Below are 16,506 nucleotides of genomic sequence, written 5' to 3'. Positions count from 1 at the left end.
AAAAAAGGAAAAATAAATTATGAAACTTGAAGATTTAAAACATGAAAAACTTAAATCATGGATTAAAGAAGTAGCCGATATGTGTCAACCAAAAGATATATATGTTTGTGACGGCAGCAGCGAAGAATACGATAAATGTATGCAAGAGCTTATAGATTTGGGACTCTCTCATCCTCTTAAAAAAAGAAAACATAGCCATTCTTTCAGAAGCGACCCTTCCGATGTGGCGAGAGTTGAAGACAGAACTTTTATAAGTTATCCAAACGAAATAGACGCTGGACCTACTAATCATTGGATGAATCCAGACGAATTAAAGAAAACTATGAAAGAATTATATAAAGGTTCAATGAAAAATAGGACAATGTATGTAATTCCATTTTCTATGGGCCCTGTAGGCTCTCCTATTGCAAAAATCGGCGTGGAATTAACGGATAGCGCTTATGTTGTTTGCAATATGCATATAATGACGAGAGTTGGAACTAAAGTTTTGGAAGTTTTAGGTTCAAACGGCGAATTTGTTCCTTGTTTGCATTCCGTTGGCGCTCCTTTAGCTGACGGAGAAAAAGACAAAAAATGGCCTTGCGCTCCTATAGAAAAAAAATATATTTCGCATTTCCCTGATGAAAATTTAATTTGGTCTTACGGTTCGGGATACGGAGGAAACGCTTTGCTTGGAAAAAAATGTTTGGCTTTGAGAATTGCAAGCGCTATGGCAAGAAGAGAAGGATGGATGGCGGAACATATGCTTATATTGAGATTAACGAATCCAGAAGGAAAGAGATTTCATATAGCGGCGGCTTTTCCGAGCGCATGCGGTAAAACAAATCTTGCAATGCTTCAGCCTACGATTAAAGGTTGGAAATGCGAAACGATTGGAGACGATATAGCTTGGATGAAAATTGGAGCGGACGGAAGACTTTACGCGATAAATCCAGAAGCGGGATTTTTTGGCGTAGCTCCAGGAACTTCTTACGATTCTAATCCTATGGCTATGGATTCAATAAAAGAGAATACGATATTTACAAATTGCGTTGAAACGGACGATGGCGATGTATGGTGGGAAGGAATGAGCGAGCCTCCAGCGCATGGCAAAGATTGGAAAGGAAACGATTGGACGCCAGCAAGTTCAGATAAAGGCGCTCATCCAAACGCAAGATTTACAGCACCAGCAAAACAATGCCCTATAATTTGCGCGGATTGGGAAGACCCTAAAGGCGTTCCTATAGATATATTTATTTTCGGCGGAAGAAGAGCTTCCGTTATGCCTTTAGTTCATGAATCTTATAATTGGGACCATGGCGTATTTATGGGTTCTACAGCGGCAAGCGAAACTACTGCGGCTAATATAGGTTCAGTCGGAGCTTTAAGATTCGACCCTTTCGCTATGCTTCCTTTTGCAGGTTATAATATGGGAGATTATATGAATCATTGGCTTGAAATGGGAGACAAATTAGGAGATAAAGCGCCAAAAATTTTCTATGTAAATTGGTTTAGAAAAGACGCGGACGGGAAATGGCTTTGGCCAGGATTTGGAGATAATTCGAGAGTTTTAAAATGGATGTGCGAGAGAGTCGAAGGAAAAATTGACGCTAAAGACACGCCTATTGGAAGAATGCCTAAAGACGGAGATTTAGATTTAACGGGGTTGAAAATTGACGAAGCGGATTTTAAAGAGCTTATGAGAGTCGATATTGAAGCTTGGAAAAATCAAACTAAAGAGATAGAAAATCATTATTCTAAATTTGGTGATAGGCTTCCTCAAAGACTTAAAAAACAACTTGAAGATTTGAGAGATAGATTGAATAAATAAAATTAGATAAAGTAAAAGTTTATTTATAAAATAAAGCTGACGATTTTAATTAATTGTCGGCTTTTTATTTAATTTAGAAAATAGTAAAAATTTCTGTTCTTTTTTATCCTACCAAAAAACAAGAATAATAATAGTTATTTAATATTTCACAATAATTTATATAAAATCAAATTTATTTATTGCAATTTTTTATTTTCAAATAATATAATCTTTCGCTATGCTTCTTAATCTTCTATTTCCCAAAACATGAAAATGTCTCAATTTTCTTAAAGTTTCGCTAGAGAAGTTGGCAAGCGGAATATGAACTATTTCAATCGCGTAATTTTTTGCAATTTCTTTTAGAATATTTGAAGGAGGTTTTGGAGCTACATATCCTAAATATTTATCAACGGAATAAATTATCGCCGCGTATAATAATAAATCGGCGTAATTTTTTATAATTCCTTCTTCTTTTAATTTATTATAATCTCTCCAAATATCGTAAGGAGCTTGAGGAGGCATCAAAGAAGCGTATCCTCCAAAATAACATTTTGAAATTCCAGGTCCAACGAGAGCGTTTCCTGGTTCTGTCGCGTATAATATTAAATCGCTGTCATCATGAGCTTCGCTATACCAAACTATATTCCAATTATAATCTTCATCATTCTCATCGTCAAATATAATTACAATATGTCCAATATTTCCTTTTAATTTTGGAATCTCTTTAACATAAATTTCATTTTTATAATAATTCCTTATCGTTTCTCTCATGTCAATTCCGTCTTTAATGCTGACTCTAAAAGGCTCAATTTTCGCTTTATCTTCCGTAAGCATATTTTTAATTTTATCTCTCAAAATATTCATATTCCTTTCCATTAAAACATCTTCGGGAATATGAGAAAGTAAATTCGTTCTATTATTCCAAGCCTCTTCCCATTCGCCGTCATATTTTTCTTTAGGGCGTTTATCAATTTTTATTTTCTTAAAAGAAGTTCGCCAAACATTATCGTATTTATGAAGCTTAATTTTTTTATCTTTTAAAAGTCCTTCAATTCCGTTTGTTGCGGGGTCTCTATTTAATTTTATAGTCGGATAATCTTCCTCTTCTCTATAATACGGATAATATTCCATTCCTTGCATTACCTCCAAACCGTAATCGTTATTTACCATACATTTTGAAGCGGTAAGCATATCTATATAATCGGGCATAATATAGTTTTCAAGCAAGCATAAACTTCTTAAATATTTCATCATATTTTTTTGTTGTAAAAGTGAAATCGGAAGTTTGTATCTTAATTTTGCCTCTTTAAAAATTGTTTCTATTATATTAATTTTATCGAAGTTATCTAATTTGCCTTCTCTAAATAATTCATACATATAAGTCGTAAAAGGAAATTCGCCAATCGCTTTATTTATAGAATCTTTATGAACATTATATATATTTATATTTTCTTCATTATTTTTATATTCGTTATTTATTTTAGAAAAATCATTTTTTTTCAAAATACTCGCTATATTTTCCCAATGCGACATTCCGACTACAAATAATATTTTTTGATAATTTTTTGAAAGCTCGTTTAATTTATAAGCCATAAAAATTTCTCTCTCTTTATCCGTTTCGGTTTTAAAAAAAGAATATTTTGATTTAACTTCTTTGTAAAATTTTTCAAGTCCTATTTTATTTAATAAATAATCGTCAGGCATCAAATAATGAGAATTTGAATTAATAGAAGTAATATCTTTATCAACGGTAAAAAAAGGAATCTCTTCGTCAATTGCAAGTCTAACGGCTTCAATTATAGAATCGCAAGGGTCGATAGGAATATAAACGGCTTCGTTGTCAATTTCTCTTATTATCAAACTTATAAACGGAAGTCTGCTAACGGCTTCTCTTAAAGATTTATTAAAACTTTCAGGATGCTCTATAGCTATCGCATCGGGTTTGAATTCTTTAACGGCTTCTCTAACGGCTAAAGAAAAATAAACTCTCGAATGAATAGACGGAATTGCAAGAATATTTTTATATCTCAAAATATTTGAATCTATATTTATTATTTTATTCATTGTATTTACGCTCTTTATAAAAAATCAATAATCTAAAAAAGAATCTATTATACTGTCAAGTTCGCTTGAATCTTGCAAATAATTCGCGCATACATTACAAATTTCATTTGGTATTTTATCTCTAATAAAAAGTTCAGATTTTATTGAATAACAAGAAGCGCTTGGCAATTTTCCGCTTATCGCGCATATATTGATATTTACTATATTATTAGGCTTTTTATACCAAGTCGGCTTTATTGTTTTTAACGCTTCTACCATATATTTTCCCCAAATTGGCGCAGCGATTCTTCCACCAACTTGATTATTTCCGAGAGAATATTTGAAAGAATCGAAACCAATCCATATTCCCGTAGCGAGTTCGGGAGTATAACCTACAAACCAAGCGTCCTTCCAATCGTTTGAAGTTCCCGTTTTTCCCGCTCCCATTCTTGTAAATTTTGCCTCATACATCGCACTTGTAGCCGTTCCGCCTCTTAAAACTCCCGATAAAATATCGCTTATTAAATATGCAACTTCCTGGCTCATAACTTGCTTTGCGCCGCCTCTCTCTTCAATTTCTTTTTTTAAATCTTCTTCAAAATTGTCTATCATTACATCATGTCTATCGGTTACATATCTTATTAAAATTGGCTCTACTTCTTTACCTTCGTTCGCTATCGTGGCAAATCCCGTAGTTAATTCGAGCGGAGTAAATAATCCCGTTCCGAGCGATAAAGTCAAATCGGCGTTAAACATTCTTTTTGATTTTTTTTCGTCATTATCCGCTTTAAATATCGGCTCCATATATTTTATTGCGTTTGTCACTCCGACATAATTCAAAACATTTATAGTCGCTATATTTAAAGAAACAGCTAAAGCGTATCTTAAACTTACATCTCCTTTAAAATTTGCGGAATAATTTTTTGGAATCCATGAATTTCCATCCTCAAAAACGAAACCTATTGGAGCATCGCTCACTATTGTTGAAGGACTATAATTTGTAATATCCATAGACGCCGCATATACGAAAGGTTTAAACGCGCTTCCTGCTTGCCTTCTTGCTTGAGTCACTCTATTTAATTGATTTCTTGGAGTAAAACCCGAACCGCCAACCATAGAAACTATATAACCGTTTTTAGGATTTATAGAAACCAAAGCGCCCTCTATTTGTCTTGAAAGTTCCGCTTCGTCAGCTTTCATAACTTCCATTATTACATCGTTTACATTTTCCATGCCGAACATATCGGAAAGCAAAGCTAAAGGACTAGAAACATTTTTATTCAAAGCGTCTCTAACTGCAATATTAAATTTATTATAAGCCAAATCTTCAGGCAAAGCGACTATTAAAGAAAGCATTTCTAATTTATTTAAAAGAGTTCTATCGTAAACCGAACTTATATCTAAAGAACCGCCTTCGTATTTTATATTATAATTTCTTAAAGCTTCGGTTAATAATTTTTGAGCGGCTTCTTGTTTTTCAATATCTATAGTCGTGTATATTTTTAATCCTTCTTCTTTTAAAGTTTTTTCGTCATATCTTTCGACTAATATTCTTCTAACATATTCCGTAACATAAGGCGCTCTGTCCATAGACGCGCTATAGGCGGTAGTTCCTCTTCTTCCAATTTTTCCCGTATATGATTCCCAAAATTCTTTATATGCAATATCGCCTTCCACTTGAGTTATAAATTTCATGTCGTTCATTCTTTTAAGCACGACTTTATGCCTTTGCATCGATATATTCGGATTATTAATCGGAGAGTAAGTATTTGGAGAAGGAGGCAAAGTTGCAAGCATAGCGCATTCAGCCAAATTCAAATCTTGAACATCTTTATTAAAATAAAATCTACTCGCAGCCTGCACTCCGTAAACAGAATGCCCAAAAAATATTTGATTAAAATAAAGAGTAACAATTTCTTCTTTTGTTAATCTCTTTTCTATTTGAAAAGTAACCCAAATCTCTCTTAATTTTCTCGTTATCGTTCTTTCTCTAGATTTTAAAACTATTCCTCTTGCGACTTGTTGAGTCAATGTGCTTGCTCCGCGCGGTCTTCTTCCAAGCAGCATATTTCCTATAGTTCCTCTAAATATTCCTATAATATCAATCCCCGCATGTTTCATAAAATTATTATCTTCCATAGAAATTATGGCTTCTATTAAATGAGGAGGCAAATCTTTATAATTTACTAAAGCCCTCTGTTCTGTAAAAAATTCCGAAATAACTTCGCCTTTTATATCATAAATTTTTGTCGGAATTGTCGGTTGATATAATTCTATAGCCTCTATATCGGGTTGAGCGACAATATCCGCTATAAGAAACGAAAATATTATAGTATTTAATAAAAAAATTATCGCTATCGCTATTATATAAAACTTTTTAAACTGCTTTATATTTAAATTATTATATTTTTGCCATATATTTTTAAGAAATTTCAATTTTTATTTCCTAATTAATTATTTAGTTTTTTAACTATTATAAAATAATTTTTCAATTAATCAATATATAAAAAATCCCCTACAAAACTATCGAGCGATAATTTTATAGGGTTTTAAAAGTAATGGGTTTGTATATATATCTTTTTTAAGAGAGCATCAATGATGCTTACTAATATATAAAACAATTTATAAACGAAATAGTAAAAAATTATTCCGTTAAATCAAATAATAATATTTGATTATCTGCGGTTTTTATACATAAATTATAATTATCAAACGATATATATTTAGCCGAATTTAAAAGTTTCATATATTCGTCCTCCGCTTTCATATCTTCTTCGGGTCCCGCCATTAAAGTTGACATTCCATGTTGCCCTATAGTTATTTCGTTATTTTTTAATTCAAACGGTATATTATAAATATTAACTCCCGAATTTCCAACAAAAGAACCGCTTTCTATTGAAATTGTTATTTCCGTTCCTTCGAGCATATTCGATAATATGAATTTTTTTCCGTTTAATTCGTTCGTATCAATAATATTTTCTCTAAATTTTAATTCCGTAAAATCGGAAGTTATTATTATTAAATCATTATCTTTCAAAAACATATATTTAGTATTTTCTAAATATTTGACATAATTATTTTCGGCGTCCATTATGTCTTTTGGTCCCGACATTTTAGTTCTTGTAATGCCTGAAAATTTTACTTCGTCTCCATTTTTGCTATAAGAAGTGCTATAAGTATTTACTCCCGCGAAACCAAATACTTGATTATTCGCGTCATAGAAAGAAATATTAATATTGTAATCGGCAAACATATTGTAAAGAGTAAAAGATTTTCCGATTAATTCGCTTTCGTTTAATTCGGATATAGTTAAACCTTCCTCTTCCAAATTTAATTTTTCGCTTGATTTTGAATTTTCATTTGAGCATGAAATTATTAGCAGAAATGAAATGCATATAATTTTTTTAATTATTTTTTTTGTTATACAGTTTTTTTGTTTTACCATTTTAAAATCCTTTTTTATTTTATTTATTAATTTTTATATATATAGTATAAATGAAAAATAAAATTTGTCAAAGGTAGATTTTTATTTTTTATTATATTTAAAGAAAGCAAAAATTCTTGTTCTTTTTTTCTTGTCAATAAATAAAGAAATAAAAAAACATTAACAGTCGTAACTTGTGGTTTATCAGTTTATATGATATATTTTTTATTTAAGTTTTTTTACTTTATACATCAGGCATTTTACTCTATCGCTTAAAATAAGATTTAGCCTAATATTAAATATTTAGATTCTTTTAAATTTTGTTACTTAAATTATCCTTATCCATAATTAATGGGTTTTAACTAAATTTATTTTTAATTGCTCGTTGTAAAAGATTTTGTATTTTTTGTATTTCTGGATTTGTTTGTCCTATTTTATTCTCTATATTTATATTTCTTGCTTGCCAATCAATAGAATGTAAATAAGCAAAATTTAATTCTTTTATATTATAAGGAACTATAAAACACATTTTTGCATAAACATTAAAATGTTTTGAGGATACGACAAGCCATTTATTAATACTTGAAAATTGAGGAATATTATGAGTAAAACTAATAATATCACAAAAATTAAGACAACTTGGCTCATCCTTATTTGGATTTTCATTAGATTTAATGATTTGACTAACAAAACTTTCAATTACCGCTTGATAATCTGCATCGGGCAATAATGTTTTTGACAAATTTGTAAAATCATTTTTGTATATGAATTGAAGTTGGTCTATCATAAATTCCGATATAATATAGCTAATCTTATCTACACTTGCAGTTGGATTTTTATGCGATGGGTATGGTTTAGTTTTTTTATTTTTTGTTGTTAATGGAAAACCTAAAACATAATCATCACTATCATACACAACTAAATATGGTCTTTTTTCCATCTGCTCATGTCCGATAGAATATTTATTTTGCATTTCTTGTATATATTTTGACATTTTATTTTACTTTATAAGCTGTATAGCTTTTTGTATACATAAATTCTAAAATTAAATTATAATATAAATTACCTATGCTAAAATTGTCAATTTAACTTTTTAACTCATTACATGATAAAGATATCTATAAAAAAATCAAGTAAAAAATTTATAATTTGTTTAAAATATTTTGTCGACTTATGATTTATAAACTTTAATTTAATGTCATTGCTAGCCAATGCTGTAAGGTACATAGTGTGAGGTGTGGCAATCTATATTGAAAAAGTAAGAGTAGATTTTGGCGTCTGCCAGCCTTTGGCATGTAAAAAAGAAACAAAAAAAATAACAACATTAAGGTATAGATTTTTAGCAAGACAAAAAATATTGGCGAAGTCCAATATTCATAGTAAAGGTAATAAAATTCCCATTGCTTAATAAAAATAAATTCAAATAAAAAAGCCGTATAGCAATACGACTTTTATAAATTTTATCTTTTCTTATTTTAAGATTTTATATTTTTTTAAATACGATTGAAGCGTTATGTCCTCCAAAACCAAAAGAATTACTTATAGCGTATTCTATTTTATAATCTTGCGCCGTATTTGGCACGACATCCAAATCGCACTCTGAATCTTGCTCATCGATATTTATTGTAGGATGAACTTTAGAATCTATAATACTCATAATAGTCGCTATAGCTTCTATTCCTCCCGCAGCTCCAAGCGCATGTCCTGTCATAGATTTTGTAGAATTTATTTTTATTTTTTTAGCTACATCTTCGCCTAAAGATTTTTTAATAGCTTTAACTTCCGCTATATCTCCTGTAGGCGTTGAAGTTCCATGCGTATTTATATAATTGATTTTGTCGGGCGATATTTTAGCGCTCTCTATAGCCAAAGACATAGCTCTCGCTCCCATAGCCCCGTCTTCTAAAGGCGCCGTAATATGATGAGCGTCAGCAGTAAAACCGTATCCGCAAATCTCGGCAAGAATTTCAGCGTTTCTTTTTTTAGCATGTTCGTATTCTTCCAAAATTAATATTCCAGCTCCTTCGGAAATAACAAAACCGTCCCTTCCTTTATCGAAAGGTCTCGAAGCTTTTTCAGGCTCGTCATTTCTTGTAGATAAAGCTCTCGCGTTATTAAATCCAGCTATAGTGAGAGGATTAATTGTAGACTCGCTTCCGCCTACAACCATAATATCCGCTTCATTATCTTTAATATGTTTATAACCTAAACCTATTGAATGATTTGCAGAAGCGCAAGCCGTCACAACGCTATAATTTGGTCCGTTCATTCCGTATTCCATAGCGATAAGTCCAGGAGTCATATTAATTATTTGCATAGGTACAAAAAAAGGCGAAACTCTGCTAGGTCCGTCCGATAATATTACGCTATGATTTTGCAATAAAGTAGTAACTCCTCCAATACCGCTTCCTAAAATTGCTCCCGCTCTAAAAGGGTCAAAATTACCTCTAGGCTCTATTCCAGCCTGCTTAAAAGCATGATAGCTTGCATATATTCCAAAATTGATAAAAGGGTCTAATCTTCTTAACATTTTTTTATCGGAATAATAATCGCCTTCAAGCGGCAAAGCCTCCGCTCCTATTTTTGTTATAAGCCCTTCTTTGTCGGGGTCGAAATATTTATTAAGTTTTTTAGCTCCCGAAACTCCGTTAAGAAGATTATTCCAAAATGTTTTAACATCGTTTCCTAAAGCGTTTACAACTCCAAGCCCCGTTACTACAACTCTGCGTTCACTCATATAAATAGCTCCTGATAATTTAAATAATAAAAATTCCCGTAAAACAAAAATAAATTATCCTACGGGAAATTTCTAAATATATTACTTTTTATGGTCTTCGATATATTTAGCGGCATCGGCTACATTTTTAATCTTCTCTTGGTCTTCTTGAGGAATTTTAATATCGTATCGTTTTTCCAACTCCATGATTAATTCCACCAAATCCAAAGAATCTGCATTCAAATCGTCTACAAAAGAAGCCGTATCCGTAATTTTGCTTTTGTCGGCGATGTTTAATTGACTCGCCACAACATCCTTAATTTCATCGATTAATGCCATTTTTATTCTCCTTAAAAATTAAAATATTTATTATAAAGCGCCTTTAGGCAACCTTATTTGCTTTTATTAAAATTATAATCACATAGACATTCCGCCGTCTACCGCTATAACCTCTCCCGTTATATAAGCGCTCAAATCTGACGAAAGAAAAGCTACCAAATTAGCGACATCTTCCGCATTTCCCAATCTCTTTAACGGCGTGATATTCATTATATTTTTAACCGTATCTTCGGGCAAAACTCCCGTCATATCGGTTTGAATAAATCCAGGCGCTATAGCATTAACGCATATTTTACGCGATGCAAATTCTTTAGCCATAGATTTTGTTATTCCAATTATTCCCGCTTTTGCAGCGGCGTAATTTGTTTGTCCCGCATTTCCCATTTTTCCTATAACGCTCGATATATTTATTATCTTTCCGCTTCTTGCCTTTAGCATATATTTTGCCGCCTCTCTTGAAGTATAAAAAGCTCCCGAAAGATTAGTTTCGATTACTTCGTTCCAAGCGTTATCATCCATTTGAATAACAAGCATATCTCTCGCTATTCCCGCGTTATTTACTAATATATCTATAGATTTAAATTTCTCTACAGTTTTATCGACTATTTCTTTACATGATTCGCTTAATTTAACATTATGCTTTAAAGCCATAGTTTCAATATTATATTGTTTTTTTAACTCATCCGCAACGGTTGAAGCTTTTTCAATATTCGTAGCGGTTATAACTATATTAGCGCCTTCTTTTGCCAAAGTTTCCGCTATTTTTTTTCCTATTCCTCTACTCGCTCCCGTTATTAAAGCGGTTTTTCCTTTAAGATTTAAATCCATGCTTTTAGTTTTACCTTAAAAAATTTTTTATTTAATAAATAATTGCTATATTAAAACAAAATATAAAAAATTTGTCAAGAGTGTTTTATAACTTTAAAATTTCCGACTTTTTAGGTTAAAAGTTCAAATATTGCTAAAATATTACAAACTAAAAAATAAGCCCCTTTTTTAAAAAAGGAGCTTAAACAGTTTAATTAAATGAAGGTTATAAAATATAATCTGATTAGAATTAATATATTCAAAAACAGATTGTTAGTATATTCTAACATACAATAATATTTTTGTCAATAGTTTAATTTTAATTTTTTATAATTTTTTTTAAAATTAAATAATTATAATTAATGCAATTAAAAGCTTGCAATTTTATTTTTATATTATATAATATTGCTTAATTAATAAATAAATCGCTGGCGTAGCTCAATTGGTAGAGCAGCTGATTTGTAATCAGCCGGTTGCGGGTTCGAGTCCCATCGCCAGCTCATAATTTTTTACTTTTTAAATTTAGGTTGTCTATATGAGTTCTATAAAATTAAAAAATCTTATAAATAAAAAGAAATTCTTTGTAATAGCAGAAGCGGGATGCAATCATGAAGGCGATTTTGAAGTAGCGTTAAAAATGGTTAGAGAAGCCGCTAAATCGGGAGCGGATGCTATTAAATTTCAAAGTTTTACTCTTAATAATTTATTTGCCGTAAAGGAGTATATCAAAGAATTAAAACTTCCCGAAAACGCTCTTGATGGAATAAACGATATAGTATTTAAAAAAGAATGGTATAAACCTTTAATAGAAGAAGCGAAAAAAAACAATATAATTTTTATAAGCACGCCTTTTTCAATAGAATCTGTTTTAGAAATGGAAGAAAATAATATTGAAATTTATAAAATAGCGTCTTGCGATATTGATAATATTCCATTATTAAATGCAATAGCTAAAACAAAAAAACCAGTTATAATGTCTACGGGGCTCGCTTTAAATAAAGATATAAATAACGCTTTAAAAATATTGAAAAATAATGAAGTCGCTCTTTTGCATTGTTCGGTTGAATATCCTACTCCGATTAAAAATGCAAGATTAAATAGAATATCTATTATGAATAAATTATTTAAAAAAAATATAATAGGCTATTCGGACCATACTATAGGAATTGAAGCGCCAATAATAGCGTTTACTTTAGGGGCAAAAATAATAGAAAAACATTTTACAATAACTCCCGAAAAAAAATCAGGAGACCATATAATAAGTTTGGATGCAAAATCAATGAGCGATTTAATCAATTCTCTTAATAATACTGTCGCTTTGCTTGGAGGAGAAAAGGCTTTATCGAAAGAAAGAATATTAAGCAAGCAAGAAAAAAAAGAACTTATATATGCAAAAAGAGGTTTATATTTAAATCATAGCATGCTTAAAAATGAAATTTTAAAAGAAAAAGATTTAATAGCTTTGAGACCTTGCATTGGAATACCTGCTAAAGATTATAATAAAGTTGTAGGAAAAAAATTAAAAATAGATAAAAAATCTTTTACCGCTTTAAGTTTTGAAGAATTGACAAAATAAAAAACGGACGAAGATAATTCTCCGCCCGCTTTATAAAATTTTAAAAGTCTTGCGAATTTAATTAAGCTTTTCTTCCAAATCTAAGTCCTAATTCTAAACCTATATCAAAACTTCCGTAAAATTCTTTTTTGTCGCCTATTGGTATAAGTCGAGCTTTCATAATATCGTATTCCAAATATAAGCCGATATTAAAAGCAAAACTTTCGGTTAAAAATATTGAATAACCTAAAGTTCCTTTAACATAGCCTATAATCATTGGATTAATTAAATTTTTTATATCGCTTCTGCTCAATTTTATAGATTCTTTTTCGCTATCAATTTGAACTGTTTCTTTTCCGCCTCCAAGAGGAATTTTAATTCCACCGCCAATTCCGATTGCAAATTTTCCAAAATTGAATTTAGGCAATAAACCGATTTGCAAACTGTCGAATCTGTATGAGAAAGAAGCTCTTCCTCCGCCAGCAAGCCCTAAAGAACTTGCATCTACGGAATTGGCAAAAGTATCGCGAGAATATCCTATTTCAGCCAACATGCTTATTCCAAAGCCGTTTGAAAATCGATGAAGTCGTCCGAATTGAGCGGAAACTCCAGCGTCAAGTCCTAATTCGCCTTTTGCTCCAGCGTTATCTTTAAGAAGCTTTGGCGGAACTCCAATACTTAATCCCGCTTTCCCGTTGAGTATAAGCTCAAAACTGCTCTCTGCAAATGCCGATACAACAAATACCATAGACATTGCAACTACTAAAAATAGTTTTTTAAAAGTTTTCATTAATTAAAAACCTCCTTGATAAATTAAATTTTTTATAATTAATGCGAGAATCCACTCGTCATTTTATTTACAATCATTAATATAGTAAATTATTAATATACTTATTTTAAAAATATGTCAAGAGTTTAATTTTAAAATATTCATAAAAATATGATAAAAATTTATTATGTTCTTTTTTGCTAACAAAAAATAACCAACATTAAATATGTTAATTGATAATTAATTTCTTTTATGATATTATTAAACAAATTTTAATTTAAAATATTTATCTAATAAAAATCGGAGAATAAAAATGTCATTAACAAGAGCGAAAGAATATTTAAAAAAATTTGAGCTTGACGATAAAGTTATGGAATTTCCCGTTTCATCGGCAACGGTTGAAGAAGCTGCAAAAGCGTTAAACTCTGAAGAAAAAGAAATTGCAAAAACTCTCTCTTTTCTTATAGACGATAAACCAATATTAATAGTAGTTGCGGGAGATTGCAAAATAGACAATAGCAAATATAAAGCGGAATTTTCTACAAAAGCGAAAATGATTCCTTTTGAGAAAGTGGAAGAATTAATCGGGCATGCGGTTGGCGGAGTTTGTCCTTTCGGAGTAAACGATAATGTCGATATTTATTTAGACGAATCTTTAAAAAGACTTAAAATTGTTTATCCAGCTTGCGGAAGTTCAAATAGCGCAATAAAATTAGCGGTGGACGAGCTTGAAAAAATAGTTAATAATAAAAAATGGATTAATGTTTGTAAATATACGGAAAATTAATTTATGCCGACTTCAAAAGAATACAGAGATTTAATTTTAGATAAATTGGATTTGCTTGAAAATATAAGTTATAAATCAATGATGGGAGAATATTTGCTTTATTATAATCAAATTTTATTTGGCGGAATTTACGATAATAGACTTCTTATAAAAATTGCGGAAACTAATAAAGATTATAATTTAGAAGAAGCTATTCCTTATAAAAATGCAAAACCAATGTATTTTATAAAAGATATTGAAAATAAAAAATTTTTAAAAGAGATTATAATTGATACTTGTAAAAGTCTTAAAAGTAATAATAAAAAGAAAAAGAAGAAAAAATATTTGGAGTAGAAAATGAAAGTAAAAATATTAATTATAAGTTTATTAATTTTATTGTTAATTGCCTGTTCGGAAAAATCGAATATGAAAGGAAATTCTCAAAACTCTACAAACGATATTCAAAATAATATTGAAGCGGAAGAAGAAAATACTACAATGTTTTTCTATATAAGCAAAGACGATTATATAAATGTAAGAGAAAGTCCAAAAGGAAAAATACTTTTTAAAATAAACGGACATGGAGGAGAAATTTATTATTGGCAATTTTTAGGGAAGGAAGAAAATTGGTATAAATTAAAATATTACGATTATGATAATAAAGATTATAAATATAACGACAAAGAAGTTTATATATACGATAGCGAAATAACGACAAATAAAACCTTTAATTATAATAATTTAAATTCGGAAGAAGAAAGATTTATAAAAGCCGTTGAAAATAACGATATTCAAACCGTTGAAGAATTATTAAAAAACAAAAAAATTGAGATTAATAAATCTATATATAATCATAATCAAAAAGAAACCGAATACTATTTTTATTCGTCGGAAAGCAAAGAATATGTCGCATTAGCTATTGCCGTGAATAACGGAAACTATAAAATGGTTCAAATTCTTGTAGAAAATAAAGCAAATATTAATATAGTATGCAAGGAGGAAGAAGGAGACGATTTATTTTATTATACCGAATATACTCCTTTTGCGAGAGCCGTTCGATTAGGACATTACGACATTGCAAAATATCTTGCAGAAAATGGAGCGGATGTAAATTCAACGGAAAATACGGATAGCGATGGAGATGGAGGAACTTATATTTATCAACCTTTAATAATGGTTTTGGAAAATGGAGATTATGAGTTTGCCAAATTCCTTTTAAGCAAAGGAGCGAATGTAGACTGTATAATGGTAGAAGATTATGATGGAGCGGCGGATGAATACTATACGGCTTTAATAAGAGCGGCAAAAATAGGAAATTACGATATGGCTAAATTTTTAATAGATAACGGAGCGAATATAAACGCATCAAGAAAAATTGACGGAGCGGATACAGGGGAAACGGCTTTAGATTTGGCGGAAACAGAAAAGATAAAAGAATTATTAAGAAAAGCTATTAAATAAATAGATTGTTTATTTAATAAGATAATGCAAAACCAATGTATTTTATAAAAGATATTGAAGATAAAAAATTTTTAAAAGAGATTATAATTGATACTTGTAAAAGTTTAACTAATAAAAATACAAATAAAAAAGGGAAGCCTTTATAAGACATCCCTTTTAAATTTTTTTATAAAACTATTTTTTATAGCTTAATCGTCAAATTTTTGTCCAACAAGCTGTCCGCTTGCGGTTATATATAGTTCCATAAAATTATTAAGTTTAATTTTATAGTTTCCCCATTCTTTTTCAACCTTTATAATCGCAGCTTGCGGATAGGTTTGTTTTACCGTGTTAGCGACTGAGGCTGGCAAAACGCTAAAAGGAATTGTAACCCATTCTCCGTCAATATCTTTCCAATCGCCATTCATATAGAAATCTATATCAACGCCGTTTGAAAGTTTAACTTCAAATTTTCCGCCGTCTCTTTCAACTTTCCAAATTTGAACTCCTGGAAAAGTTGAGTTTATAAAAGCTCTCGATTTTTGAGGCAATGCCGTAACTGGAACTATCCAATCGGCAAAAACCATACTCGAACTTAAACCTAATATTAAACTTATGATTAATAATTTTTTTATTTTCATTATAAAACCTCCTTAATAAAAAATTAATCGTCCCATTTTTGATATAATAGATTACCGTTAATATCAATATAAAGTTCCATGAAATTGCTCATTTTTACTTCATAGACATTATAGTGTTCCATTTCAACCATCCATATTTCAGCTTGCGGATAGGTTCTTTTAGCCGTAGCTATTACCGCGGCTGGCACTTGGTCTAAAGGTATATACCAATCGGCAA

The 16,506-nt window shown here is 30.4% G+C and carries 15 protein-coding genes and 1 tRNA gene; 6 read left to right on the top strand and 10 right to left on the bottom strand.

The window, feature by feature from the left end; all coding sequences use genetic code 11:
* Nucleotides 1-19: 19 nt before the first annotated feature.
* Nucleotides 20-1,810, top strand: coding sequence for a phosphoenolpyruvate carboxykinase (GTP) (locus EPJ79_RS11020; protein WP_147739525.1), 1,791 nt, complete (start codon nucleotides 20-22; stop codon nucleotides 1,808-1,810).
* A gap of 195 nt (nucleotides 1,811-2,005) precedes the next feature.
* Here EPJ79_RS11020 and EPJ79_RS11015 read toward each other — a convergent pair whose 3' ends face one another.
* From EPJ79_RS11015 to fabG, 7 genes are all read right to left on the bottom strand, one after another.
* Nucleotides 2,006-3,853 carry a TraB/GumN family protein gene (locus EPJ79_RS11015; protein ID WP_147739524.1) on the bottom strand — a complete coding sequence of 616 codons (1,848 nt, stop codon included), beginning with the start codon at nucleotides 3,851-3,853 and terminating at the stop codon, nucleotides 2,006-2,008.
* A 24-nt stretch (nucleotides 3,854-3,877) separates the two neighbouring features.
* Nucleotides 3,878-6,268: a penicillin-binding protein 1A gene (locus tag EPJ79_RS11010; protein WP_147739523.1), complete on the bottom strand. Its 2,391-nt coding sequence runs from the start codon at nucleotides 6,266-6,268 to the stop codon at nucleotides 3,878-3,880.
* Between the two features lie 208 nt (nucleotides 6,269-6,476).
* Entirely contained in the window at nucleotides 6,477-7,277 is an 801-nt protein-coding gene (locus EPJ79_RS11005; RefSeq protein WP_147739522.1) for an META domain-containing protein, read from the bottom strand.
* A gap of 337 nt (nucleotides 7,278-7,614) precedes the next feature.
* Nucleotides 7,615-8,250 (bottom strand): type II toxin-antitoxin system PemK/MazF family toxin, encoded by a 636-nt coding sequence (locus EPJ79_RS11000; RefSeq protein ID WP_147739521.1) that lies wholly within the window; start codon nucleotides 8,248-8,250, stop codon nucleotides 7,615-7,617.
* A 489-nt stretch (nucleotides 8,251-8,739) separates the two neighbouring features.
* Nucleotides 8,740-9,993 (bottom strand): beta-ketoacyl-ACP synthase II, encoded by a 1,254-nt coding sequence (gene fabF / locus EPJ79_RS10995; RefSeq protein ID WP_147739520.1) that lies wholly within the window; start codon nucleotides 9,991-9,993, stop codon nucleotides 8,740-8,742.
* Nucleotides 9,994-10,074: 81 nt separating this feature from the next.
* Nucleotides 10,075-10,311 (bottom strand): acyl carrier protein, encoded by a 237-nt coding sequence (gene acpP / locus EPJ79_RS10990; protein ID WP_021958524.1) that lies wholly within the window; start codon nucleotides 10,309-10,311, stop codon nucleotides 10,075-10,077.
* Between the two features lie 78 nt (nucleotides 10,312-10,389).
* Nucleotides 10,390-11,139: a 3-oxoacyl-[acyl-carrier-protein] reductase gene (gene fabG / locus EPJ79_RS10985; protein WP_147739519.1), complete on the bottom strand. Its 750-nt coding sequence runs from the start codon at nucleotides 11,137-11,139 to the stop codon at nucleotides 10,390-10,392.
* Nucleotides 11,140-11,545: 406 nt separating this feature from the next.
* Here fabG and EPJ79_RS10980 point away from each other — a divergent pair.
* Nucleotides 11,546-11,618: transfer RNA gene (locus EPJ79_RS10980), tRNA-Thr, on the top strand.
* A 35-nt stretch (nucleotides 11,619-11,653) separates the two neighbouring features.
* Nucleotides 11,654-12,694: an N-acetylneuraminate synthase family protein gene (locus tag EPJ79_RS10975; RefSeq protein WP_147739518.1), complete on the top strand. Its 1,041-nt coding sequence runs from the start codon at nucleotides 11,654-11,656 to the stop codon at nucleotides 12,692-12,694.
* 61 nt (nucleotides 12,695-12,755) lie between these two features.
* On the opposite strand, the gene EPJ79_RS10970 is transcribed toward EPJ79_RS10975, so the two are convergent.
* On the bottom strand, nucleotides 12,756-13,463 hold the full coding sequence (locus EPJ79_RS10970; protein ID WP_147739517.1) for an outer membrane beta-barrel protein: 708 nt from the start codon (nucleotides 13,461-13,463) through the stop codon (nucleotides 12,756-12,758).
* 292 nt (nucleotides 13,464-13,755) lie between these two features.
* On the opposite strand from EPJ79_RS10970, the gene EPJ79_RS10965 reads away from it, so the two are divergent.
* The 3 genes from EPJ79_RS10965 to EPJ79_RS10955 are packed head-to-tail and all read left to right on the top strand — an operon-like array spanning nucleotide 13,756 to nucleotide 15,669.
* Nucleotides 13,756-14,229 (top strand): YbaK/EbsC family protein, encoded by a 474-nt coding sequence (locus tag EPJ79_RS10965; RefSeq protein WP_147739516.1) that lies wholly within the window; start codon nucleotides 13,756-13,758, stop codon nucleotides 14,227-14,229.
* Nucleotides 14,230-14,232: 3 nt separating this feature from the next.
* Nucleotides 14,233-14,562, top strand: a complete 330-nt coding sequence (locus tag EPJ79_RS10960) for a TfoX/Sxy family protein (RefSeq protein ID WP_147739515.1) — start codon at nucleotides 14,233-14,235, stop codon at nucleotides 14,560-14,562.
* A 3-nt stretch (nucleotides 14,563-14,565) separates the two neighbouring features.
* The gene (locus EPJ79_RS10955) at nucleotides 14,566-15,669 is read left to right on the top strand and encodes an ankyrin repeat domain-containing protein (RefSeq protein ID WP_147739514.1); all 1,104 of its coding nucleotides are present in this window, start codon (nucleotides 14,566-14,568) and stop codon (nucleotides 15,667-15,669) included.
* Between the two features lie 188 nt (nucleotides 15,670-15,857).
* Here the strand turns inward: EPJ79_RS10955 and EPJ79_RS10950 are convergent, their stop codons facing one another.
* A complete protein-coding gene (locus EPJ79_RS10950; RefSeq protein ID WP_147739513.1) occupies nucleotides 15,858-16,289 on the bottom strand; it encodes a PepSY-like domain-containing protein in 432 nt (143 codons plus the stop codon).
* A gap of 23 nt (nucleotides 16,290-16,312) precedes the next feature.
* Nucleotides 16,313-16,506 (bottom strand): PepSY-like domain-containing protein (locus tag EPJ79_RS10945; protein ID WP_147739641.1); only part of this gene is annotated, 194 nt, incomplete at its 5' end.

Source organism: Brachyspira aalborgi (genome assembly GCF_008016455.1).
Lineage (GTDB): Bacteria > Spirochaetota > Brachyspiria > Brachyspirales > Brachyspiraceae > Brachyspira > Brachyspira aalborgi.
Note: the sequence above shows the minus strand (reverse complement) of the source record. Positions and strands in the feature narration are given on the sequence as shown.

Excerpts from the sequence above, each read along its gene's own strand:
- acpP (WP_021958524.1), bottom strand. The coding sequence starts at position 10,311 with ATGGCATTAATCGATGAAATTAAGGATGTTGTGGCGAGTCAATTAAAC.
- EPJ79_RS11015 (WP_147739524.1), bottom strand. The coding sequence starts at position 3,853 with ATGAATAAAATAATAAATATAGATTCAAATATTTTGAGATATAAAAAT.
- EPJ79_RS10975 (WP_147739518.1), top strand. The coding sequence starts at position 11,654 with ATGAGTTCTATAAAATTAAAAAATCTTATAAATAAAAAGAAATTCTTT.
- EPJ79_RS11020 (WP_147739525.1), top strand. The coding sequence starts at position 20 with ATGAAACTTGAAGATTTAAAACATGAAAAACTTAAATCATGGATTAAA.
- EPJ79_RS11005 (WP_147739522.1), bottom strand. The coding sequence starts at position 7,277 with ATGGTAAAACAAAAAAACTGTATAACAAAAAAAATAATTAAAAAAATT.
- fabG (WP_147739519.1), bottom strand. The coding sequence starts at position 11,139 with ATGGATTTAAATCTTAAAGGAAAAACCGCTTTAATAACGGGAGCGAGT.
- EPJ79_RS10960 (WP_147739515.1), top strand. The coding sequence starts at position 14,233 with ATGCCGACTTCAAAAGAATACAGAGATTTAATTTTAGATAAATTGGAT.
- EPJ79_RS10970 (WP_147739517.1), bottom strand. The coding sequence starts at position 13,463 with ATGAAAACTTTTAAAAAACTATTTTTAGTAGTTGCAATGTCTATGGTA.
- EPJ79_RS10965 (WP_147739516.1), top strand. The coding sequence starts at position 13,756 with ATGTCATTAACAAGAGCGAAAGAATATTTAAAAAAATTTGAGCTTGAC.
- EPJ79_RS10955 (WP_147739514.1), top strand. The coding sequence starts at position 14,566 with ATGAAAGTAAAAATATTAATTATAAGTTTATTAATTTTATTGTTAATT.
- fabF (WP_147739520.1), bottom strand. The coding sequence starts at position 9,993 with ATGAGTGAACGCAGAGTTGTAGTAACGGGGCTTGGAGTTGTAAACGCT.
- EPJ79_RS11000 (WP_147739521.1), bottom strand. The coding sequence starts at position 8,250 with ATGTCAAAATATATACAAGAAATGCAAAATAAATATTCTATCGGACAT.
- EPJ79_RS10950 (WP_147739513.1), bottom strand. The coding sequence starts at position 16,289 with ATGAAAATAAAAAAATTATTAATCATAAGTTTAATATTAGGTTTAAGT.